Origin of the sequence: Paraburkholderia sp. GAS333 (genome assembly GCF_050435665.1) — a bacterium.
In the GTDB taxonomy this organism is placed as follows: domain Bacteria; phylum Pseudomonadota; class Gammaproteobacteria; order Burkholderiales; family Burkholderiaceae; genus Paraburkholderia; species Paraburkholderia fungorum_A.
Genome location: NZ_JBNDKS010000001.1, coordinates 623625 through 645620, shown reverse-complemented (window position 1 = coordinate 645620; position 21996 = coordinate 623625). Strand labels below are relative to the sequence as shown.

Genomic DNA, 21996 nt, shown 5'->3' with positions numbered 1-21996 from the left:
TACACCGGCAGCTACAGTCGCCGCTTACGGCAAAACCACAACACGGTCGCAACCACGCTACCCCCGCTTACACCACCGACGCCGGCAACCCAATGCCGCGCGCCATCCCCGTTGCAGCAAACACCATCAGCACCAGCAAAATCGTCTGGATCACGCTGAAGCGCGCATACGACCGCGCCTTCTTCAGATCCGGCGGTGCACCTTTGCGGATTGCCGCGCGCCAGCGCATCAACGCGAGCATCGACGGAATTTCGAGGAGCAGGATTAGCACGAGCAGTGTCATCTTGAGATGAAAGAGCGGCTCGTGCAGGTAGTAGTCTGCGCCCTTTTCGTAACCGCCGAACGCGCGCATCAACCCGGTGACCACCAGAATCAACGCGGAAATGCCCCACCCGGTATCGGCGCGGAAAACGGATCGCAACGCGGCTGGTACGGAAGCGCGACGCAACGCCCACGTGCGCCGGAGTATCGACGCGAGAGCGAAGCCGTAAGCGAGCAGATGAAGGGCGGCAAGCAACCAGCGAACCAGCATGGCGACTCCTGCGAAAGACGCAATACGATCGATGTATGTCCCACTCGCCCGTCGTTGAACGACGGGCGCCCTGACTCCATTATCGGCTAAGGATCGATTTACGACGCGCGCATTGGCCACAAGGTGTGACCGACAGCACAAAGCGCGCAGATTCAGACTTGCTGCAAGGTGGTGTCGAGTGCCCGTGCGGCGACCCGGTCGCCTTCAGTCATCAACGCGGCGCGGAAGACGGTTTGCCGGTTGTGGCCCGCCGCAGCAGGCGAATCCCACAGCAATTCGACCTTAGGACGACGGCCGAACGCACCACGCGACAACGCGGGAGCGGACGCCGCAGCCGAATGAAGCGGCGCCCCGGATGGATCGCCCGCAGCGCCAAACGCGACCGCGGGTGTCGGCGTGGGCGTAGCCCGCACGTCCTGCCCGGCCGCCCAGCGCACGGACAGTTCACGCGCGTCGTACTGCCCCACCTTGCGACGCTCGGCCCACACGCTCACCGTGCGTGTGGTCTGATCGAGCGCGACCGCGTAACGGCCGATCGCAAAACGGCGCGCGGCGATATTGGTTCGCCACAACGGACGCGGCCGGCAAATCCAGATGACCGCGACATACAGCACCGGCGCGGCGATCAGCCAGCCATTGGTGGCCGCGACCGCTTGCGCCGCGCGCCGCCAGCCGGCGCTGGCGACAAACGCGCCAACCGACCAGACCGCGAACAGAAATCCCAGGAAAGCAAACAGACGCACCGCCTGCCGCAGCCATTGCGGCAACGGATGAAACGGACGCTCGGCCACGGCGCGCGCGCCCGGCAGGAAGATCAGCAGGAACAGAAAAACCAGGTTGATGCACGCCCACGGCGACGACACCATCGCCGACAACGACGCAGTCAGACCCATCTGCGCCATCGAAAAAAGCCAGCGGGCGAGGAGCACGAGACCGATGGCGCGCAACGCGAAAATCGTTCCGGCGCCAGGCGCGGCATTCGCACGCGTCTCTTTCGTTCTCGCCAAGGCATCCTCCTGTCGTCGGCGGCTTTGCAGCCAAATTTGCGGCACGGCCATTATAGGGATATTACCGAGCGTGGCTCGCAGTTACCGGGCCCAGCCCCACACTTTCGGCCATTCGTCCGAAAAAACGCGGCGCGGATGCAACAACGCCCCGTGAGCGGTTTGCGCACGAGGCGTTGCGTGGGTGGCCGGCGGATTGAAGCGTCCCGCCGGCCGTCCTTTGAATGACAGCGAACAATCAGCTTGCGTTGACTTCGCGCAGCACCGTGCGCTGTTTCTGACGCAGCAGTTCTTCGTAGGTCGCGACGTAGTTGCGCGCCATGACCTTCGACGAGAAACGTGATTCGAATGCCTTGCGCACACCGGCGCGCGGCAAAGTGTGCAGACGCTTCAACGCGGCCACCGCGCTGATTTCGTCTTCGACGACGAAGCCCGACACGCCGTTGTCGATCACTTCCGGCACCGAACCGCGATTGAAGGCGACGACCGGCGTACCGCAAGCCATGGCTTCGATCATCACCAGACCGAACGGCTCCGGCCAGTCGATCGGGAACACCAGCGCATGCGCGTTACCGAGGAACTCACGCTTTTCGGCTTCGCCGATTTCGCCGATGTACTCGACGTGCGGGAGCGCCATCAGCGGCTTGATCACTTCTTCGTAATAGGCGCGGTCGGCCTTGTCGATCTTGGCGGCGACCTTCAGCTTCATGCCTGCCTGGCCGGCGATACGGATTGCGCGGTCGAGACCCTTCTCCGGCGAGACGCGGCCGAGGAATGCAAGGTAGCCCGGTTCGACGTCGGGGATCGGCGTGAGCACGTCTTCCGGCAGACCGTGATAGACGGTTTGCAGCCAGTTCGCCTGCTGCAGCGGGATGCGCTGGTTGTCGGAGATCGACACGACCGGCACGTCGCTGAACGTGTTGAAAATGGGTTGCAGTTCCGGCAGGTCGAGACGGCCGTGCATCGTGGTCAGGAAAGGCACCGGCTGACGCGCGAACAGCGAGAACGGGTAGTAGTCGATGTGGAAATGCAGCACGTCGAACTCGTCGGCGCGGCGGCGCACTTCTTCGAGCAGCAGCATGTGCGGAGCCATCACGTCGCGGATGGTCGGGTCGAGGCGCAGCGCCTGCGGCCAGAACGCTTCGAGCTTGGCCGACGTTTGCGAATCGCCGCTCGCGAAGAGCGTCACGTCGTGGCCTTGCTCGACCAGAGCTTCGGTCAGATAGGACACCACGCGTTCCGTCCCGCCATACAGCTTGGGAGGAACCGCCTCGTGCAGCGGAGCGATTTGAGCGATTCGCATAATAGAGAACTCCTGGAAAAAACTGGCAATAGTACTGCGTTTGGTTAAAAGCGACTCGCTTGCTCGCCAGGGCAGTCGGCCGGATATGCCGGCTCAGGCCTGATTCTTTCGAGAAATCCTGCGATGGATCGCTTGGGTAGTGAGCCCAGACCAGTTGGTCACTGTCTGCGCATCTGCGAGTAAACGCGCATGCGACACCTACGTTGACAAACTGTCAGATATTTTGCTGGCCCAACAGAGCATGCATTATCGATGCCGGCATTCTCGTTGCACCACAACATTTCAAAGTCTTTACGTTGTTACAAACGCGAAACACTTTGCAAACCATTGTTTTATAAGACAGTTCTACAGTGGCAACTGGCTTGCGACATCTCGTGGAGACGCGGCATCGGTAAGCCCTTGCGTCAACTTTGCCGGCAAGCATTGAAAAAATGCCGCACCGCAGTTGAATGCAATCTGTAATTATATCTCGAAATTATCTGCAACTAGCGTGAACCACCTGCCAGTCGGCGGGTCGAGCAACAGGTAGGTTGCAGAGGTCTATCGCGAAAATCAGTCGCGTCAACGCCCGGATACACAGGGCGCAATCGCCTTTGCATGTTTACAATGCGAAGCATCGGCTTCGCGGCGAGCCTATTTCGCCCACGTAGCTTATGTGGCCCGCGCTTTGCATGCACAACCCGAAACACACCGACCTCACGATCAATTGGAACAATTAACCATCGCCCAGCGCAACGCCCAGAACGCAAAGCTCGCGAGCTATGCGCATCGGCCGCTTGCGTTTCTCTTCCGCTTTATCCGCCGCCACCCGCTCGCGCATGCGATCGTCCTGTGCAGCGTGTTTGCGGCCGTGGGCTGTGCGCTCGCTTCGCAATACGCGATCAAACATCTGATCGACGTGCTCGGCGAAGGCCGTCATCATCCGGGCCCGCTGTGGGGCGCGTTTGCGATCCTCGTCGGTCTGATCGCCGCGGACAACCTGCTGTGGCGGGTCGGCGGATGGGTCGCCGCGCATACGTTCGTCGCCGTGACGGGCGACTTGCGGCGCGACCTGTTCTCGTATCTGAGCGGACACTCCCCGAGCTACTACTCCGAGAAGCAGCCCGGCATGCTGGCCAGCCGGATCACCGCCACCTCGAACGCTGTCTACACGGCCGAGAACACGACTGCGTGGAACGTGCTGCCGCCGTGCATCGCGGTGCTCGGCGCGATCGTCATGATCATCGCGGTGAATCCGTTGATGGCCGGCGGTTTGATGTTGTGCTCGGCGATTCTGTCGGTCGTGCTGTACAAGCTCGCCGGGCGCGGATCGGCACGCCATCACCATTTCGCGACCAAGGCGGCGTCCGTCGACGGCGAACTGGTCGACGTGATCAGCAACATGGGCCTCGTGCGCGCGTTCGGCATGACGTTCCGCGAACAGCAGCGTTTCGGCGCGACGGTCAAGGCCGAAATGGACGCGCGTCAGCAGAGCCTGCTGTATCTGGAAAAGCTGCGCCTGCTGCACGCGGTGATCACCGCGCTGCTGTCGGCGGGCTTGCTGGGTTGGGCGCTGTGGCTGTGGGACCAGGGCAAGGCAACCTCGGGCGACATCGTGCTGGTCAGCTCGCTCGGCTTCACGATTCTGCACGGCACGCGCGATCTGGCCGTGGCGCTGGTCGACGTGACGCAGCACGTCGCGCGGCTCGCCGAAGCGGTCCGCACGCTGCTGGAACCGCACGGCATGCCCGACCGCGACGGTGCTAGCGAGCTCGTGCCGCAAGGCGGCCGTGTCGATTTCGAAGGCGTGACGTTTGCGTATCCGCGCCGCCGCGCGATTCTCGACCATTTCGATCTGCATATCGAACCGGGTCAGCGGGTTGGTCTGATCGGCAAGTCGGGCGCGGGTAAATCCACCGTGCTGGCGCTGTTGCAGCGTTTCTACGAGACGCAAGGCGGCGCGATCAAGATTGACGGCCAGGATATCGCGGCCATCACGCAAGACAGCTTGCGGCACGCCATCGCGCTGGTGCCGCAGGACATCTCGCTGTTCCATCGCTCTGTGTACGAAAACATCGCGTATGGCCGCCCCGAGGCGACCCGTGACGAAGTCATCGCGGCCGCGCGGGAAGCGCGTTGCACGGATTTCATCGAAGCGATGCCGGAAGGTTTCGATACGATCGTCGGCGACCGTGGCGTGAAGCTGTCGGGCGGTCAGCGTCAGCGGATCGCGATTGCACGCGCCATTCTGAAGAACGCGCCGATCCTGCTGCTCGACGAAGCGACCTCGGCGCTGGACAGCGCGTCGGAAGAAGCGATCCAGAAGGCACTCGACCGGCTGATGGTCGGCCGCACCGTTATCGCGATTGCGCACCGGCTGTCGACGCTGAACAACTTCGACCGGATTATCGTGATGAGCGCGGGCAAGGTAATCGACGACGGCAGCCCCGAAGAATTGCGCCAGCGTCCCGGCCTGTACCGCGACCTGCTCTCGAAGCAGTACGGCAAGGGCACGACATTGCACATCGGCGGAAAAAAGGTCGACGAACAGCACGTGGTTTGAGTTGTGCGACGCGCGGTGGGATTGCCCAGCGCGCGCCCGTAGAAAAAAAAGCCGCTTCCTGGAAGCGGCTTTTTTTCGGCGGGAGAGATAAGCGGCGCAACACACCGCGTTCAGCCAAAGCTTCTAGCCGGAAAAACTATACCGCTGGCTTCTTCCGCACTGCGCGCTTTTTGCCCGCAGCAACAACCTTCGACTTCGCGCTTTTCGCAGCCTTCACCCGCGCTCCCACGGCCTGCAAATCGCGCATGAAGTTATCGCGCCACACCGACACATTGTTCTCGCGCAATTGCACCATCATGTCGCGATGACGCGCCTGGCGCTCCGCCAGCGGCATCTGCAATGCGGTAGCCAGCGCCTCGGCCATCCCGTCGATATCGACCGGATTGACGATCAGCGCCCCCTCCAGCTCCTGCGCCGCGCCCGCAAAGCGCGACAGCACGAGCACGCCCGGATTCTCCGGGTCCTGCGCCGACACATACTCCTTGGCGACGAGGTTCATCCCGTCGCGCAACGGCGTCACATAACCGACGTGCGCGGTACGGAACAGCGCGGCCAGCACCGAGCGCTCGTACTGTTTGTGGATGTAGAGAATCGGAGTCCAGTCCAGTTCGGCGAAGCGTCCGTTGATGCGCCCCGACTCCCCTTCCAGTTGCAGACGGATGTCCTGATACGCGTGCATGTCGGCGCGCGTCGGCGGTGCGATCTGCAGGAACGACACCTTGTTGCGTTGCGCAGTCGCATGCTCCAGCAGACGTTCGAACGCGCGGAATCGCTCGACCAGCCCCTTCGAATAATCGAGCCGGTCGACGCTCATGATGAGCTTGCGCGAATGCAGCGTCGCCTTCATCGTGCGCACCGGCTTGCCACGCTCGCCCGCTTTCGCGAGTTCGGCGATCTCGTCAGGATAGACGCCGATCGGATAAGCCGCCGCGCGCAACGTGCGGCCGAATGCGTGCACGGTCAGCGGACCGCTGCTACCCGCGTTATCGACTGAACCGTTCGCCTCGTTGACGATGTAATCGCAGAACGCGCGCAGATCCGGCGCGGTCTGGAAGCCGAGCAGATCGAACGAACATAGTGCTTCGACCAGCTCGCGATGCGGCGGCACCGCCAGCAGCACCTGTGACGCGGGAAACGGAATATGCAGGAAGAAACCAATGCGATTCTTCACGCCGGCCGCGCGCAACGCCTGCGCGAACGGAATCAGGTGATAGTCGTGAACCCAGATCACATCGTCGTCGCGTAACAGCGGCACGAGTTGCTGCGCGAGCCACGCGTTGACGCGGCAATAGCCTTCGAAATCGTGCCGGTCGTATTGCAGCAGATCGGCGCGATAGTGAAACGCCGGCCACAGCGTGGCATTCGAAAAACCGCGGTAGTACTGGTCGTAGTCGCGGCGCATCAGCGCGATGGTCGCAAAGGTGACGGGTCCGCGCTCTTCGACCTTGATCTGCGGCTGGCCCGAGCTGAGCACGTCGCCGCTCCAGCCGAACCACATGCCGCCGGTTTCCTTCAGCGCGTCGTACACGCCCACCGCCAGCCCGCCCGCTGCCGGACCGCCCTCCGAAATAGGCGCTACCCGGTTCGATACGATGATCAGTCGACTCATGAAGCGCGATTCCCGATGCAATACGATTGCGTTGTTTGCGTTGTTAGCGTTGTTTGCGTCGATTGAAATGGCGTCGCCGTCATGCTCACTCTCATGCTTTGCGCGCCGCCGCGACGATCGTCTCCAGCCAGTCGAGCAGCGCGGACACCGAGTCGATTCGCGAATGCGCCATCGTCTCGCCCGCGCCGACCTTGATCGACACGCCGCCGCGTTCGTTGACGACCGCAAAACCTTTCTCGTCGGTCAGATCGTCGCCGGCGAATACCGGCGTGCGGCCGACGAAAGGCGGCTCATCGAGGAACGCGCGCATCGCGCGGCCCTTGTCGACATCCTTCGGCTTGATTTCGTAGACCATCTTGCCCGGCTGCAGCACATAGGCATCGGGATAGTCGGCGACCAGCCGTTCGGTCGCCTCGCGCGCAAGCTGTTCGCGATCGGGCGCGTTCCGGTAGTGCAGTGCGAGCGCCGCGCCCTTGATCTCGAGCAGCATGCCGGGATGTTCGTTGACGACCTGCGCAAGCACCTGCTCCATGCGCAAAAGCCGCTCGTCGTGGAAGCCGATACGTTGCGTATCGCCGTTCGCGTCACGCCGCTCGGCGCCGTGCAAACCGGCAATCGGCAGATCGGGCATGCCGAGAAAACTGTCGATGCTGTCGATGCCACGGCCCGACACGATCGCGACCGCGCCGTTCGTCAGGCTTCGCAGCGCGCTCAGCAACTCGATCACGCGCGGTTGCACCAGCACGCCGTCCGGCGTGGGCGCGAGTTCGACGAGCGTGCCGTCGAAATCGAAGAAAAATGCTGTCTCGCCAGGAGACAGAACAGCCGGAAGTGCTTGCATCGATTGGGTTCGCCTTTCAGCCTTCTGCGGCCGGAAAAGTGTGCGCATCTTACCGCGCATCGGTCAAATTTTCGAGAAAGTAAGCTTCGGTTCAAGCCCGGCGGGACCACGCGCGCCCGAGCTTTCGGCTATTGCATTCAAAAATGGAACAATCCGGCTTCAGCACGCTTTCAGCGGTGTGCGTCAAATTGCCCCGCGACGCACGCGTCATGAGCGGTGCGCGGCGTTGCCAGGGGTTTTGTTATACAGTCCCTGCCACAAAGGCGCTTGTCGTCATGACCATATTTGCACACTATGGCGGACTCGTAATGCGCCCGATGTCCGCCATCGCAGCATGCAAATCGGGCGACGCCGTTCACACACCACGTCACGCGCCACTATTCAATCGAGTCATTGAGCCCTGCTTTGTTCCCGATCCTGTCATCGCGTCAACCGCAAACGAACCTCGCCGCGCCGTCGCGCCGCCAACGGTTCGCACGGCGCTTCGCAATGTCGTTGACGATCGGCGCGTTGACCGCGCTCGCAGGCTGCACGCATCGCAGCGAGTCCTGGCAGTTGACCAACGTGACCGGCCATCTGCCGGATCTCGACTTCACGCTCACCGGCGACGACGGCAAGCCCGTCAACGGCGATTCGTTCAAGGGCCGCACCTCGCTCGTCTACTTCGGCTACACGCACTGCCCGGATGTGTGCCCCGAAACGATGGGCCGCCTGATGCAGGTGCTCGGCAAGCTCGGCCCCGACGCGCAGAAAGTCCGCATCCTGTTCATCACCGTCGACCCCGCGCGCGACACGCCACGGGCGTTGCACGATTACGTCGGCGCGTTCGATCCGAAACACGCCGAAGGCCTGACCGGCAGCGACTGGCAGATCGAGTCGCTGGCCAAACGCTACCGCGTCGCGTATCAGATGGAAAAGCGCGACCCGAGCGGCAATTACGAAGTGACGCACAGTTCCGCCGTTTACGTGTTCGACAGCCAGGGCCACGCGCGCCTGCTGGCTACCGATCACGACACGCCCGATACGATCGCGCAGGACCTGCGACGTATCATTGATGACCGTTCCTGACCTTTCCCGAGTTCATTCATGTCGATCAAGATCAAAACGTTCGCTTCGCTGGGCTGCGCCCTCGCCCTTTCGTTCGGTATCGCCGGGGCTGCGCAAGCCGCCGGTTCCAACGCGATCAGCGTCAAGGACGCATGGGTCCGCTGGCTGCCGAACAACCTGCCCGCCGCCGGTTACGCGACGCTGGTGAACGCCAGCGACAAGCCCGTCGACCTCGTCGACATTTCGAGTAACGACTATGGCGATGCGATGCTGCATCAGACCGTGTCGAACGGCTCGTCGCAAAAGATGGTGATGGTCGACAAGCTGACCGTGCCCGCGCACGGCCAGGTCGCGATCTCGCCGGGCGGCTACCACGTGATGCTCGAAGACGCGAAGCACAAGGTCGCGCCGGGCGACACGGTTCATCTACAACTGAAGTTCTCCGACGGCGAAACGCTCGACACGCCGTTCGTCGTGAAGTCGCCGGCCCAGACCAAGTAATTCGCGGCGATGAACCTGCTCTACTGGCTCGACCCGTGGGAGTTTTCGCCGACCGTCGTGATCGCGCTGCTGGTGCCCGCGATCCTGTTCGTACGCGGCGCACGCAAAGCGAAGCTGTCGATCGCGCGGCGCATTTCCTTCTGGTTCGGGCTGGTGGCGCTGTATGTCGTGCTGCATACGCGGCTCGATTATTTCTTCGAGCATGAGTTCTTCATGCATCGGCTGCAGCATCTGGTGCTGCATCATCTCGGGCCGTTTTTTATTGCGCTGTCGTATCCGGGCGCGGCGTTGCGGGCGGGGATTCCGTTCGCGTGGCGGCAGCGTTTCGTGCGGCCCGCGCTCGACAACCTCGTGGTACGCAAGCTGCTCGACGTGGTGATGCATCCGGTCGTGGCAGTCACGCTGTTCGTCGGGCTGATCTACTTCTGGCTGATGTCGCCGATTCATTTCGTCGCGATGCTCGACTGGCGGCTTTATCGCGTGATGAACTGGAGCATGGCGATCGACGGGCTGCTGTTCTGGTGCCTCGTGCTCGATCCGCGCCCTGCGCCGCCCGCGCGTTTGTCGCCCGGCAAGCGCGTGCTGGTGGTGATCGCCGCGATTCCGCCGCAGATTATTCTCGGCGCGTTTATCTTTTTTACGTCGCACGAGCTGTATCCGATCTATTCGATCTGCGGCCGCGCGTTCACATGGCTGAGCCCGATGCGCGATCAGCAGATCGGCGGGCTCTTGCTATGGATTCCGGGTTCGATGATGAGCGTGATCGGCGCACTGATCGCACTGCGTCACTGGATGCGGCTGTCGGCGCGCGGACGGCTGCGCAATGAGCGGCGTGCGAAGTCAGGGAGAGCGATGGCGGCGCCTGGGGAGTCGACGCCGATTGGCGGTCACCGTTGACGGCTGCAGGCACGGACGCCGAGGTGGACCTGCATCGTGCAGAAACCGGCTTGCGTGAAGAAGCCTGTCTAAACCACGCTGGTTTGTAGAGCGCAGCGGCGCTTTATAAACGGTAATCGGACGGGAGCGCTGCTATCCCGCCAACGCCAACCCTCATCCGCGCCCCTTCAGCACAAGCTCACGCCGAGCGCATCCACACATGCGGAATGCCATCTTCGTCGTGGATCTCCGATACGGGAGCAAAGCCAAACGCGCCGTAAAACTTTTGCAGATGCGCCTGCGCATGCAGACGGATCGGCGTACCGGGCCATTGTGCGCGGATGTGCGTGAGCGCCCGTTCGAGCATCGCATTGCCCAGCCCGATTCCGCGGAACGGCGCGGTGGTCAGCACACGACCGATACGCACATCGGCGTCGTCGGCATCGGGCAACAAGACGCGGAGATAACCGGCCAACGGCGTTGTTGCAGCGTCGGTTGCAGGCCCGTATGCCGACAGATGCCACGCTTGCATATCGAGCCCGTCGATATCGCCATACACGCAATTCTGTTCAACGACGAAGACCGCGCTGCGCGCAGCCAGCATTTCATACACTTCGACGCTCGTGAGGTCCGTGAAGGACTTCCAGCGCCATTCGAGTTGCGCGAGCCGCGCGGCGGCAGTTTGCTGTGATTCAGTCATCGGATACTTTCGAAAAAAGACGCGCCGCCAGAAGCGGCGGCGAACGATGCGCAATTATGCCGCGCGCGTCAGCCCACGGCCATGCCGCGCGCCAGCGGGTGAGCGCCGGGCGGCGTGCACGAGCATCAACCCCGCTGCGCGCCGCGTGCCTTCGACGCCTGCTTGTGGCTGTACATCGCTGCATCGGCGGCGGCCAGCAGTTCGGCAATCGACACATGGCGCGCCGGATCATAAGACGTCTGTCCGACGCTATAGCGGATCTGATAGCCGCGCCGCTCCTCAGCATTGCGCGCGTCGAGCAACTGCGTGAGACGGCGCGTCACTTCGTGCGTTTCCGTGCTGCCGGTGTCGGTCAGCAGCGCGACGAACTCGTCGCCGCCGAGCCGCCCGATCACGTCGCTCTCACGTAGCGCGGTACGCAGCACTTCGGCGAAGGTCTGCAACGCGCGGTCGCCTTCGGCGTGTCCGAACGTGTCGTTGATCAGTTTGAAATCGTTCAGGTCGAAGAACAGCAGCGACGCGGGTTTATCCATCCGCTTGCAGACGTTCAGCGCGTGTTGCGCGAGCGCTTCGAAACCGCGCCGGTTCGACAGCAGCGTCAGTTCGTCGAGCGTGGCCAGTTGCACGGCCGCCAGTTCCTGCTCGGCCATATGCGCGAGGTCGAGCAGCAACTCGCGCTCTTCGGCATCGAGGCCGCGCGGCTTGATGTCGATCAGACACAGCGTGCCCAGCTTGCTACCGTTAGCCACCGTCAGCGGACAACCCGCATAGAAGCGGATATTCGGATCGTCCGTCACGAGCGGGTTGTCGTGAAAACGCTCGTCGGCGAGCGCGTCCGGCACCAGGAAAAGTTCATCGCCGAGAATCGCGTGCGCGCAGAACGACACGTCGCGCGACGTCTCGGTCGCCGACAGCCCGACGCACGATTTGAACCACTGGCGGTTCGTGTCGACGAGGCTCACGAGCGCGATGGGCACGCCGAACAGCCGCCTGGCGAGCCGGGTCAGGCGGTCGAAGCGCTCTTCGGACGAGGTATCGAGAATTTGCAGCGCACGCAATGTGTCGATGCGGGCGCTTTCATTGCTGGGCGTCGATGGAACATGCATGTCGTGTTCTCAGTGTCCTTCGTGATGACCGAAATCGTGGGCCGTCAGTGTATAGCGGCATTCTTTACGATGGGATTGAGGCGAGCTTGCAGAGTTCCGTCGATGACGATCGACGGGAGCCTTGACTGCGGGGCGTTTCACGTCGGATCGCGCGACGTGCCCAGGATTTTCCCGGAGACGTCATCCGCCTGGAAAACCGCCTCGACGGGATGCGCGAGGCATTCGATCAGATTGCCCGGACCACACAGATGCAGCGCGCCGACGACCACCAAGGTTCGCTCGGGCCGCCCTGTTTGCTGCGTCAGGCGCGCGGCCCATGCACGATTGCGCATATCGAGAATGGCCTCGCGGATGCCCGGCAAATTGAACATCGGCGATTCGACGGCAACCTGCTGGACCGCGTCGAGATCGTCGTCGAGCCATGCCGCGTGCATGCGCTCGAGGGTGCGTTGCGGTTCATCGCGATCGGCCATCAGCAGATCAAGCGCTGCGCCGACCGCTTGCAGCGGAATCGATTCGAGCGCGGCGGCGACATCGTCCGCTGTTTCCAGATACTCGTAGGGTTTGGATTGCGCGAGCGCCGAGCGCATCATGCGCGGCTCGACGCCTTCGACGACCTGCTGGAACAGTGTTGGCGCGACGATCAGCGCGGCCCATGGACGCAACGCGGTGAGCGGCGCCAACGGTCCTTCGGCGGGCCACAGCGCCTGGAGTTGACGCCAGGCATCGGCGGAAACGAACGGCTGCAACTCGCCCGCGCCGGGCTGTGAGTCAGCCTTCAGGAACGGCAGGATTGTCGGCGGATCGGATTCGAAAACGAGCGCTTCGGCCCAGTCATAGGCTTCTGCGATCCATGGCGGCGTCCGCCGGCTGGTCGCGGGAAACAGATGCATCGAGCCAAGCAGTCGCACATTGGTGCCGGCGAGTTGTAGGTACATTCAGCCTCGGTGAACAAACGGTCACGCAGGAAAGCGTCGGGCACGCCGGCTTGGGGCTCCACGCCAGGCGGTCCGCACAGTGAACGCGACGAACAGAAGAAAAACGATCTGCGAAAGATACAGATCCATCCGCACCGGATGATGCAGCGCGAACCACGAATTGTGCGCCACGTCCGTCACGATGACGGCGACGCAGAGTATCAGCCCTATCCTCGGCATGACGAGCAGAAGCAGTGCGGTGAACGGATCGATGAAGAGCAGCGAAGTCCAGTAGATGCGCGTGAATGGCGCGGCGCCGCCGTAGTCCCAATCGAGCCCATGGACTAACGCCACCTGCAGATGCGTCCACGTCGCGCCAAGCAGACAGAGTGCGTAGATCGCGCGCAGATAGAAGGAGCGGCGGCGGATGTCCGTGGGACGCATGGTGTCGAAGTGGGAGTGGGGGTCTGGGTGCGCCACTATATCCGCGCGAGGGGTCGCCCGGTCGATTGCGGGCGTGGTTGCGGGTGAACACCGGGTGCAACACGCATGGCGATAATCAGATCGCTATGGCGAATCTGCATCTCACACGCAGCAGAAAAAAGAAAAGCCCCGACTTGTCGGGGCTTTTCTTTACATCAACTACTGGAGGCGCGAGCCGGAGTCGAACCGGCCTAAACGGCTTTGCAGGCCGCTGCATAACCGCTTTGCTATCGCGCCGCAAGCGGACTGGAACCTAGCTGCAGGCTCGCAGATTTGTTTGTTGGGCGATCAGGCCAGATGGCCGACCCATCAAACAAAAAGGGAAGCGTTGCTTCCCCTAATGTATGGAGCGGGAGACGAGGCTCGAACTCGCGACCTCAACCTTGGCAAGGTTGCGCTCTACCAACTGAGCTACTCCCGCATTGAACTGCTTCACAACGCGCTGCACTTTTTACTGAGCCAAACAACGCGGTGCTTCAAAAATCTGGAGCGGGAGACGAGGCTCGAACTCGCGACCTCAACCTTGGCAAGGTTGCGCTCTACCAACTGAGCTACTCCCGCATTGTGCTGCTTGCACCACCTATCCTGCTGGTTACTGCTGCCAATTTGCAGCAACCGTCTTGCTTCTGCTCCGTCGCTTCAAACTGCGTGCATCGGAGAAACGAGATTATGGAGAAACGACCGAAAAGCGTCAACCCCCTTTGCGAATCTTTTTTAAATAAAATTTTTGACTCGTACTCCTGCCCCGTTTGGGCGAACTTCTGCGCCCTCTTCGCTCACCCTCAACAACCGTTCCCGCCGCGATTAAAACTCAGGCGACCCCGCCCCGTTCACGGATTTGCGGCCACGCGAGCTTCATGTAGTACAGCATCGACCAGATCGTCAGGAACGCAGCGAGATAGATGAGCCACAGGCCCCACACACGGGTGTCGACGGATACGCCGGCGCCGAACGGCAACGGCCCGTAGAACAGCAGCATCGGAATCGCCACCATCTGGCAGACGGTCTTGAGCTTGCCGAGCGAATTCACCGCGACACTCTTCGATGCGCCGATCTGCGCCATCCACTCGCGCAACGCGGAAATTGCGATTTCGCGTCCGACGATCACCAGCGCGATAGCCGAGTCGATTCGCGCGAGTTGCACGAGTACAAGCAACGCAGCGGTCACCATCAGTTTGTCGGCGACCGGATCGAGGAACGCGCCGAACGCCGAGGTCTGATTCCATTTGCGGGCCAGAAAGCCGTCGAACCAGTCGGTGAGCGCCGCCAGGATGAAGATCGTCGCGGCCGCGAGATTGCGGTGCGCGGGGCTCATCATCATGTCCGGCAGATAGAACACACCGACGACCAGCGGAATCAGAACGATCCGCAGCCAAGTCAGGAAAATCGGGAAATTGAACGGCATGGGCAGGCGCAACGTCTGGCGAGGGAGATGCAATTGTGCCGTGTCACAAGGCCTGCCACAAGCAAAGCGGCGGGCGGGGCTTGGTGGGTACGGGATTCCGAGGGCTGGATGACGGTTATTTGGGGGCGCGCGTGCGGGCTGGAAGGGAGCCGTGAGCGGCAATGAGTGACAACCGCAGTCCGCTTCGGCAACCGCGTGCCTCGCTCCCACGCCTGCCGCCCGCGCTCTTCAGCACAGCCACCCTCGACGCGCCACCCGGCCAGCCTTCGCCTAATGCAACTGCCGGTAAATCTGCTCGGCGAGCGCTTGCGAAATCCCTTCGACACTCGCCAGATCCTCGACGCTCGCCGCGACCACGCCACGCAATCCGCCAAACCGCGCGAGCAATCGTTGACGCCGCTTCGCCCCCACGCCCTCGAGTTCCTCGAGCCGCGATGTCTGACGCGTCTTGCCGCGCTTCGCGCGCATGCCGGTGATCGCGAAACGGTGCGCCTCGTCGCGAATCTGCGCGACCAGCATCAGCGCGGCGCTTTCCTTGCCGAGTTCGAGCGCCGCACGGCCGTCGGCGAAAATCAGCGTTTCGAGGCCGACCTTGCGCCCCTCGCCTTTCGCGACGCCGACCAGCATGCCGGTATCAAGCCCCAGCTCCGTGAACACCTGGCGCGCGATTTCCACCTGCCCCTTACCGCCGTCGATCAACACGATGGTCGGCAGGATGCCGCCCGCCGCGACGGGTTCGGCGGCATCGGACGCTTGCGCCGGGTCGGCGGCCGCGTCGCCTTGCAGCTCGGCGGCTTCGTCGGCGGCATTCGCTGCGGCTTGCGCGACCATCTTCTCGTAACGGCGCGTGAGAACCTGGCGCATCGCCGCGTAATCGTCGCCCGGCGTGATGCCCGTGATGTTGTAGCGCCGGTACTCCGACGACTGCATCTTGTGATGGTGATACACCACGCACGACGCCTGCGTCGCCTCGCCCATCGTGTGACTGATGTCGAAACACTCGATGCGCAGATGCGCGAGGTCGTCGCATTCCATGCCGAGCGTGTCGGTGAGCGCGCGCGTACGGGCCTGCTGCGAGCCTTGCTCCGACAGCAGGCGAGCCAGCGCGAGCCGCGCATTCTGTTCGGCCATCGAGAGCCACGCGCGCCGTTGTCCTTGCGGCTGACGCAACACGGTCACCTTGTGGCCGGCCTGCTCGATCAGCACGTCGACCAGTTCGCGCGTGGCCGGCGCATGGCTGACCACCAGCACGGGCGGAACGCGGTTGCCGAGGTAGTGCTGGGCGATGAACGCTTCGAGGACTTCCGATTCGATTCCACCGGATGCGCGGCCTTTGCGAGGTTGGGCGGGCTGGGGATTTTCGGCGTCGGGTTCTTCGGCGGTTTCAGTGGCTTCGGCGTCTTCGGCGCTAAAGACTGACTCCGCGTCGTCGCCCTCGTCATCCTCAGGCGGCAGCTCTTGCGCGAGCATCAGCGCATCGGCCTCGCCCGCCACTTGCGTGTCGCCACTCGCGCCGCCACCCACCGCCGCATTTGTTTCGTCATCGAGCCCGCCCTCGTCCGCGGTCAACGCGCTTTCCACATGCGCGGGAAAATACGCCTTGTCGCCCAGATGCCGCCCGCCGCGCACCATGGCGAGATTCACGCAGACGCGGCCACCGAGCGCGACCACCGCCAGGATGTCGACGTCGCTATCGCTGCCCACTTCGATTGCCTGCTGATGCAGCACCGTCGACAGCGAACTCATCTGGTTACGCACCGCCGCCGCCTGCTCGAACTTCAGCTCGCTCGCGAACGCGTGCATTTTCTGCTCGAGTTCCTTCATCACTTCGCCTTGCCGGCCGAGCAGAAATCGCGACGCATTGGACACATCGCGCGCGTAGTCTTCCTCGTTGATCAACGCGACGCACGGCGCGGTGCAGCGTCCGATCTGATGCAGCAGACAAGGCCGCGTGCGGTTGTTGAACACGGAGTCTTCGCAGGTCCGCAACTGGAACACGCGCTGCAGGATCTGGATGCTCTCGCGCACCGCCCACGCACTTGGAAACGGCCCAAAATACTGGTTCTTCCGATCCACCGAGCCCCGGTAGTAGGCCATACGCGGAAACTTGTGCCCGGTCAGCTTCAGATATGGATAAGACTTGTCGTCGCGGAACAGGATGTTGTAACGCGGCGTGAGCGCCTTGATCAGATTGTTCTCAAGCAGCAGCGCCTCTGCCTCAGAGCGCGTGACCGTGGTCTCAATTTTTGCGATGCGCGTCACCATCATCGCGATGCGCGGCGACAGTTGCGTTTTCGTGAAGTAGCTGGACACGCGCTTCTTGAGATCGCGCGCCTTGCCCACGTAAAGCACTGCGCCGTGCATATCGTAATAACGATAGACGCCGGGCAGATGCGGCAGTTGGGCGAGCACCTTTTTGGGCTCGAAAGCGTCGATGGCTTCGGGTTCGGTCATGCAGGATCGATTGGGGTGGGGACAGTCTCGCGAGGCCTCGCTCTGCGTGCCGCGCGCGAATCGGACCGGCGCGCGCAATCGTGAACGAAGGCTTTAGAATCGCCAGTTTAGAACATTCCGCGCGCGTTCGAACCCCGTCCCTCAGGCCGCCATGTCCTCAGCCTCTCCCGCCTCCCCCGCCAGCGAACAAGTCCCCGAACAACCCGCCGCGCCGTCCGCGGCGATTTCCTGCGACATCTTCTGCGCGGTCATCGACAATTTCGGCGATATCGGCGTGTGCTGGCGGCTCGCCCGCCAACTCGCGGACGAACACCGCTGGCAGGTGCGCGTGTTCGTCGACGATCTGCATTCGTTCCAGAAACTGTGCCCGGCGCTCGCGCTGGATCGCGCCCGGCAGACGGTCGACGGAATCGTCGTCGAGCACTGGCACGAGCCGTCGCATGCGGGCGATACGGTCGAGGTAGCCGACGTGGTGATCGAAGCTTTCGCCTGCGAACTGCCGTCCATCTATGTCGCCGCGATGGCCCAGCGCGAGCGCGCGCCGGTGTGGCTCAACCTCGAATATCTGAGTGCCGAGGATTGGGTCGCGGACTTTCATCTGCGGCCTTCGCCGCATCCCCGCTATTCGTTGATCAAGACGTTCTTTTTCCCGGGACTCGGCCCAGGCACGGGCGGCGTCCTGAAGGAACCGCAGCTCGACGCAGCGCGCGAGGCCTTCGAGGCATCCCCGGCAGCCCGCGAAGCGTGGTGGCTCGACACCACCGGCCACGCGCCGCCGGCCGCCGGCACGACCGTGATCTCGCTGTTTGCCTACGAAAACCTCGCCGTCGACAGCCTGCTCGAACAATGGCGCGACAGCGCGTCCCCGGTCGTCCTGCTGGTGCCGGAAGGCCGCATATCCGGCGCGGTGGCGCGCTTTTTCGGACTGCCGTCGTTTGCCGCAGGCTCGCACTCGACACTCGGCAGCCTGCGCGCGCATGCTCTCGCCTTCACCGATCAACCCGGCTACGACGCGCTGCTGTGGGCGAGCGACGTCAATTTCGTGCGTGGCGAAGACTCGTTTGTCCGCGCCCAGTGGGCCGAGAAACCATTCGTCTGGCACATCTATCCGCAAGCCGACGACGCCCATCTGCCCAAGCTCGACGCCGCGCTCGCCCACTACGCCCGCACCTTGCCCGACGACGCCCGCGAAGCGCTGGCCCGCTTCTGGCACGCGTGGAACGGCGCCGGCCGCCCCGACTGGGCCGAATTCCAGCGCTACCAGCCGGCGCTAACGCAGCGCGCAGCCGAATGGGCCGGCGAACTCGCCCAAGTCGGCGACCTCGCTGGAAATCTGGCCTTGTTCGCAAAAACTCAGTTAAAATAAGCGGTTATCCAACGGCCGACGACGCAAGCGCGGCCCGATCAGAACAACGCACCTAGTCAAACCGTCAGGCCTTTTTCATCGGCCTCATGGGCCGCACGGCATCGAAAGATGCAAGACATGTCGCCAAGCCGCGTCGCTCAGCTTCGGTGGCATGGCGGAAATGTCAAAAAAGGGACGTATGTTGTGGATCGGCGCCACTCGTGTACACGCCCGCACCGGGTAAAAGCAGGTAACGGATTGTCTGGGATCGGTGGAACTCATGGGGCTGCGGCCTCGCTACCGGTCCTCGCAGCAAGCCGGCCACGCTTCTCACACTTACGGTTCACCGCACCGCTCGCATGCGGCGCGGTATCCAGTGAACGAAGCGCCGAAGCCGCTTGCGCCGTATGCCGTTGAGCAACAGTTGAAGCTACTCATTTCGTACAGGACAGTTTTTTATGAAGACCGCACAGGAACTCCGCACCGGCAACGTCGTGATGATCGGCGCAGACGCAATGGTCGTGCAAAAGGCCGAATACAACAAATCGGGCCGTAACTCCGCCGTCGTCAAGATGAAGTTCAAGAACCTGCTGACCGGCGCAGGCATGGAAAGCGTGTACAAGGCTGACGACAAGTTCGACGTCGTCGTGCTGGAACGCAAGGAAGTGACGTACTCGTACTTCGCCGACCCGATGTACGTGTTCATGGACGCCGACTACAACCAGTTCGAAGTCGAAGGCGAAATGATGGGCGACGCCCTCCATTACCTCGAAGACGGCATGGCTTGCGAAGTCGTGTTCTACAACGAGAAAGCGATTTCGGTCGAACTGCCGACCACGCTGGTCCGCGAAATCATCTACACGGAACCGGCTGTCAAGGGCGATACGTCGTCGGGCAAGGTTCTGAAGAACGCCAAGCTGACCACCGGTTTCGAACTGCAAGTGCCGCTCTTCTGCAACATCGGCGACAAGATCGAAATCGACACGCGTACCCACGAGTACCGCAGCCGCGCATAATTTGCGCGTCAAAGTCCGCTAGATGAAACCAGCTTCGGCGCAACGCCGCCGCTGAGAAATAAATCCAAAAAAAAGCGCCCAAATTGGGCGCTTTTTCTTTTTTGTGCCGCCGTGTATGGTTGAGGAAAACTTTACCGGCGGCTGTCCAGAATTTGCCATCCCATGTTCGCAAACTTCCCATGACTCATCGGACAAACCGTTGATAATTCTAAGCAAATTGCGTTGGCATGGTTCATGCTCGAATTGAAGGGAAGCCATATGGAATATTTTCTTCACTTTGGGAGAGAACCATGAATAACGATATTGCTGAAGGCAAGTGGAAGCAGATGGTCGGTAAAGCGAAGACGGCATGGGGCGAATTGACGGACGACGAGCTCACCAAGGCCGAAGGTCGCGCGGACAAACTTGCGGGGCTGATTCAGGAACGTTACGGCAAGACCCGCGAAGAGGCAGAACACGAAGTGCGCCGCTTTTTCGACAGCAACCGGGATTTCTGACTAACCGGTGAGGAACCGCAAAACCGCAAACGCCCCGCCATGCCAGTCAGATACGAGACAGCACCGGAGGGGCGAGTACTTGCCAAGCCCAGAAAATCCAAGGACCAGAGTTACGTGAGTCGAATCGCCATCCGTCGCACCCGGCATCACTGGATGCCTGACGCCGTGCTTCCGCCTGCCGCCCCGTTACTTGCGGGTTGCACAGGCGAACGCTGGCCGCGCGACGCGTCGTTCGACCACATCGGCCAGCCATCGCGCCCGGGCGCGCGCCAGCCAGCAAGTGAATCCCTGCTGCTACGGTGCCCCAGGCATTCCATCCATCTACAAAATAGCGCTCGCCATGCCACACGCCCTGATTGTTGAAGACGATCCTAATAGCCTGTCAGGCCTGTCCGCCATCCTCTCGGCCGACGGCTTTTCCGTCGATACCGCGACCACGATTGCCGAGGCTCGCGCGGCGCTGACGCGCTTTATCCCCGACGTCGTACTGGTCGACCTGAATCTGCCGGATGGCAGCGGACTCGACCTGTTGCAGCACCTGCCGGCGCATCCTCCCGGCGGCGCGTTGCCGGTGATCGTGATGACCGGTAATGCCACCGTCGAAAGCGCCATCGAGGGCTTGCGGCACGGCATCTGGGACTACCTGCTCAAGCCGGTCAACATTCCGCGCCTGCGCAGTCTGCTCGCACGCATTCCGCGTCCGTACGAACTGACCGAAGAAGTGCAGACGCTGCGTGCATCGCTGCGTCAGCTGGGCCGATTCGGTTCGATGCTTGGCCGCAGCGGCGCGGTCCAGCACGTCTACGACACGATCGAACATATTGCGCCGACCGAAGCTGCTGTGCTGATTTCCGGCGAACCCGGCACGGGCAAGCAGATCGCGGCGCGCACGCTGCACGACATGAGCCGCCGTCGCAAAGGCCCGTTCGTTACGCTGGATTGCCGGGGCACGGCAAACGGCGGCGCGCAACGCTCACTGGAGAGCCTGTTACTCGGCCACGAACGCGGTGCGTTCAACGGCGCCGAGCATCGCGAACCCGGTCTGTTCGAACAGGCCAGCGGCGGTACGCTATTTATCGACGAAATCGCCGAATTGCCGCATGCGCAGCAGGAAGCGCTGCTCCGCGCGCTCGATTCGCAGACCTTCATGCGGGTCGGCGGCACGAACCAGGTGGCGACGGATTTCCGCCTGATCGCGTCGACTCGCAAGTCGCCGCGCGCCGCCGTGGCCGACGGCAGTCTGATGGAGGATCTGGCGTTGCGCCTCGAAGCGGCTGCGGTGACGTTGCCGCCGCTGCGCGAACGCGGCGAAGATCCGGCGCTGATCGCTCAGGCGATGGTCGACGAATTGAATCGCGAGGCCGCTGCACATGGCGCGTCCGAGGGCGCGAAGCAGGTTGGGCCGAACTTCCTGCGCGAATGTCTCGCCTACGAATGGCCGGGCAATGTGCGCGAATTGCAGGAGCGCGTGCGGCGGGCCTATCACGCGTCGGGCGACGTGCTGGAATCGTTGCGCGCCGACGACGCAGGCTCGCCGAACGGTCGCGATCTGAACGGCAGCCGCGTGCAGGTCACGGTCGGCACGCCGCTCGCGGACGTCGAAGAAATGCTGATTCGCGCGACGCTCGACGCAGTCGGCGGTACGCGGCATCGGGCGGCGTCCCTGCTGGGCATCAGTCCGAAGACGCTGTACAACAAGCTTCAGCGGATGAGGTTGAACTGAGTCGGCGCTTAATCAGCACCGGCTAACGAAAAACGGCGCCTTGATCGAATCAAGGCGCCGTTTTTTATTTTGCTGAAGTGGCCCGCAAAGGGACA

Annotated in this window: 19 protein-coding genes and 3 tRNA genes; 8 read left to right on the top strand and 14 right to left on the bottom strand. The window is 62.5% G+C overall.

Features of this window, described 5'->3' with window-relative positions; translation table 11 throughout:
- Positions 1-67: 67 nt before the first annotated feature.
- From ABH945_RS03010 to ABH945_RS03000, 3 genes are all read right to left on the bottom strand, one after another.
- Complete coding sequence (locus ABH945_RS03010) at positions 68-532, bottom strand: DUF2214 family protein (RefSeq protein WP_074764874.1); 465 nt, start codon at positions 530-532, stop codon at positions 68-70.
- 152 nt (positions 533-684) lie between these two features.
- The gene (locus ABH945_RS03005) at positions 685-1539 is read right to left on the bottom strand and encodes a hypothetical protein (RefSeq protein ID WP_074766504.1); all 855 of its coding nucleotides are present in this window, start codon (positions 1537-1539) and stop codon (positions 685-687) included.
- Between the two features lie 235 nt (positions 1540-1774).
- Positions 1775-2839: a glycosyltransferase family 4 protein gene (locus tag ABH945_RS03000; protein WP_074764876.1), complete on the bottom strand. Its 1065-nt coding sequence runs from the start codon at positions 2837-2839 to the stop codon at positions 1775-1777.
- A gap of 706 nt (positions 2840-3545) precedes the next feature.
- Here ABH945_RS03000 and ABH945_RS02995 point away from each other — a divergent pair.
- On the top strand, positions 3546-5381 hold the full coding sequence (locus tag ABH945_RS02995) for an ABC transporter ATP-binding protein (RefSeq protein ID WP_074764878.1): 1836 nt from the start codon (positions 3546-3548) through the stop codon (positions 5379-5381).
- A gap of 136 nt (positions 5382-5517) precedes the next feature.
- On the opposite strand, the gene otsA is transcribed toward ABH945_RS02995, so the two are convergent.
- Positions 5518-6990 (bottom strand): alpha,alpha-trehalose-phosphate synthase (UDP-forming), encoded by a 1473-nt coding sequence (gene otsA, locus ABH945_RS02990; RefSeq protein ID WP_429249666.1) that lies wholly within the window; start codon positions 6988-6990, stop codon positions 5518-5520.
- Positions 6991-7081: 91 nt separating this feature from the next.
- Complete coding sequence (gene otsB / locus ABH945_RS02985) at positions 7082-7831, bottom strand: trehalose-phosphatase (protein ID WP_074764882.1); 750 nt, start codon at positions 7829-7831, stop codon at positions 7082-7084.
- 489 nt (positions 7832-8320) lie between these two features.
- Here otsB and ABH945_RS02980 point away from each other — a divergent pair, with 489 nt between their 5' ends.
- The 3 genes from ABH945_RS02980 to ABH945_RS02970 are packed head-to-tail and all read left to right on the top strand — an operon-like array spanning position 8321 to position 10276.
- Positions 8321-8899, top strand: a complete 579-nt coding sequence (locus ABH945_RS02980; RefSeq protein ID WP_429249665.1) for an SCO family protein — start codon at positions 8321-8323, stop codon at positions 8897-8899.
- 18 nt (positions 8900-8917) lie between these two features.
- A complete protein-coding gene (locus ABH945_RS02975) occupies positions 8918-9379 on the top strand; it encodes a copper chaperone PCu(A)C (RefSeq protein WP_074764884.1) in 462 nt (153 codons plus the stop codon).
- Between the two features lie 9 nt (positions 9380-9388).
- Positions 9389-10276 carry a cytochrome c oxidase assembly protein gene (locus ABH945_RS02970; RefSeq protein ID WP_429249664.1) on the top strand — a complete coding sequence of 296 codons (888 nt, stop codon included), beginning with the start codon at positions 9389-9391 and terminating at the stop codon, positions 10274-10276.
- Between the two features lie 178 nt (positions 10277-10454).
- Here the strand turns inward: ABH945_RS02970 and ABH945_RS02965 are convergent, their stop codons facing one another.
- From ABH945_RS02965 to uvrC, 9 genes are all read right to left on the bottom strand, one after another.
- Positions 10455-10955 carry a GNAT family N-acetyltransferase gene (locus ABH945_RS02965; protein WP_074764888.1) on the bottom strand — a complete coding sequence of 167 codons (501 nt, stop codon included), beginning with the start codon at positions 10953-10955 and terminating at the stop codon, positions 10455-10457.
- 125 nt (positions 10956-11080) lie between these two features.
- The gene (locus ABH945_RS02960) at positions 11081-12061 is read right to left on the bottom strand and encodes a GGDEF domain-containing protein (RefSeq protein WP_074764890.1); all 981 of its coding nucleotides are present in this window, start codon (positions 12059-12061) and stop codon (positions 11081-11083) included.
- Between the two features lie 137 nt (positions 12062-12198).
- A complete protein-coding gene (locus ABH945_RS02955) occupies positions 12199-12999 on the bottom strand; it encodes a TraB/GumN family protein (protein WP_429249663.1) in 801 nt (266 codons plus the stop codon).
- Between the two features lie 21 nt (positions 13000-13020).
- Positions 13021-13422 carry a hypothetical protein gene (locus ABH945_RS02950; protein ID WP_074764894.1) on the bottom strand — a complete coding sequence of 134 codons (402 nt, stop codon included), beginning with the start codon at positions 13420-13422 and terminating at the stop codon, positions 13021-13023.
- Positions 13423-13624: 202 nt separating this feature from the next.
- Positions 13625-13698, bottom strand: a tRNA-Cys gene (locus tag ABH945_RS02945).
- 108 nt (positions 13699-13806) lie between these two features.
- A tRNA-Gly gene (locus ABH945_RS02940) sits at positions 13807-13882 on the bottom strand.
- Between the two features lie 64 nt (positions 13883-13946).
- A tRNA-Gly gene (locus ABH945_RS02935) sits at positions 13947-14022 on the bottom strand.
- A gap of 250 nt (positions 14023-14272) precedes the next feature.
- Positions 14273-14866: a CDP-diacylglycerol--glycerol-3-phosphate 3-phosphatidyltransferase gene (gene pgsA, locus ABH945_RS02930; RefSeq protein ID WP_201644975.1), complete on the bottom strand. Its 594-nt coding sequence runs from the start codon at positions 14864-14866 to the stop codon at positions 14273-14275.
- 270 nt (positions 14867-15136) lie between these two features.
- Entirely contained in the window at positions 15137-17320 is a 2184-nt protein-coding gene (gene uvrC, locus ABH945_RS02925; RefSeq protein ID WP_429249662.1) for an excinuclease ABC subunit UvrC, read from the bottom strand.
- 151 nt (positions 17321-17471) lie between these two features.
- On the opposite strand from uvrC, the gene earP reads away from it, so the two are divergent.
- The 4 genes from earP to ABH945_RS02905 all read left to right on the top strand — a co-directional run bounded on the left by earP (position 17472) and on the right by ABH945_RS02905 (position 21901).
- On the top strand, positions 17472-18686 hold the full coding sequence (earP, locus tag ABH945_RS02920) for an elongation factor P maturation arginine rhamnosyltransferase EarP (RefSeq protein ID WP_429249661.1): 1215 nt from the start codon (positions 17472-17474) through the stop codon (positions 18684-18686).
- Positions 18687-19123: 437 nt separating this feature from the next.
- Complete coding sequence (efp, locus tag ABH945_RS02915; RefSeq protein ID WP_074764902.1) at positions 19124-19681, top strand: elongation factor P; 558 nt, start codon at positions 19124-19126, stop codon at positions 19679-19681.
- Positions 19682-19971: 290 nt separating this feature from the next.
- A complete protein-coding gene (locus ABH945_RS02910) occupies positions 19972-20178 on the top strand; it encodes a CsbD family protein (protein ID WP_074764904.1) in 207 nt (68 codons plus the stop codon).
- A 340-nt stretch (positions 20179-20518) separates the two neighbouring features.
- On the top strand, positions 20519-21901 hold the full coding sequence (locus ABH945_RS02905) for a sigma-54-dependent transcriptional regulator (RefSeq protein ID WP_429249660.1): 1383 nt from the start codon (positions 20519-20521) through the stop codon (positions 21899-21901).
- Positions 21902-21996: the final 95 nt, after the last annotated feature.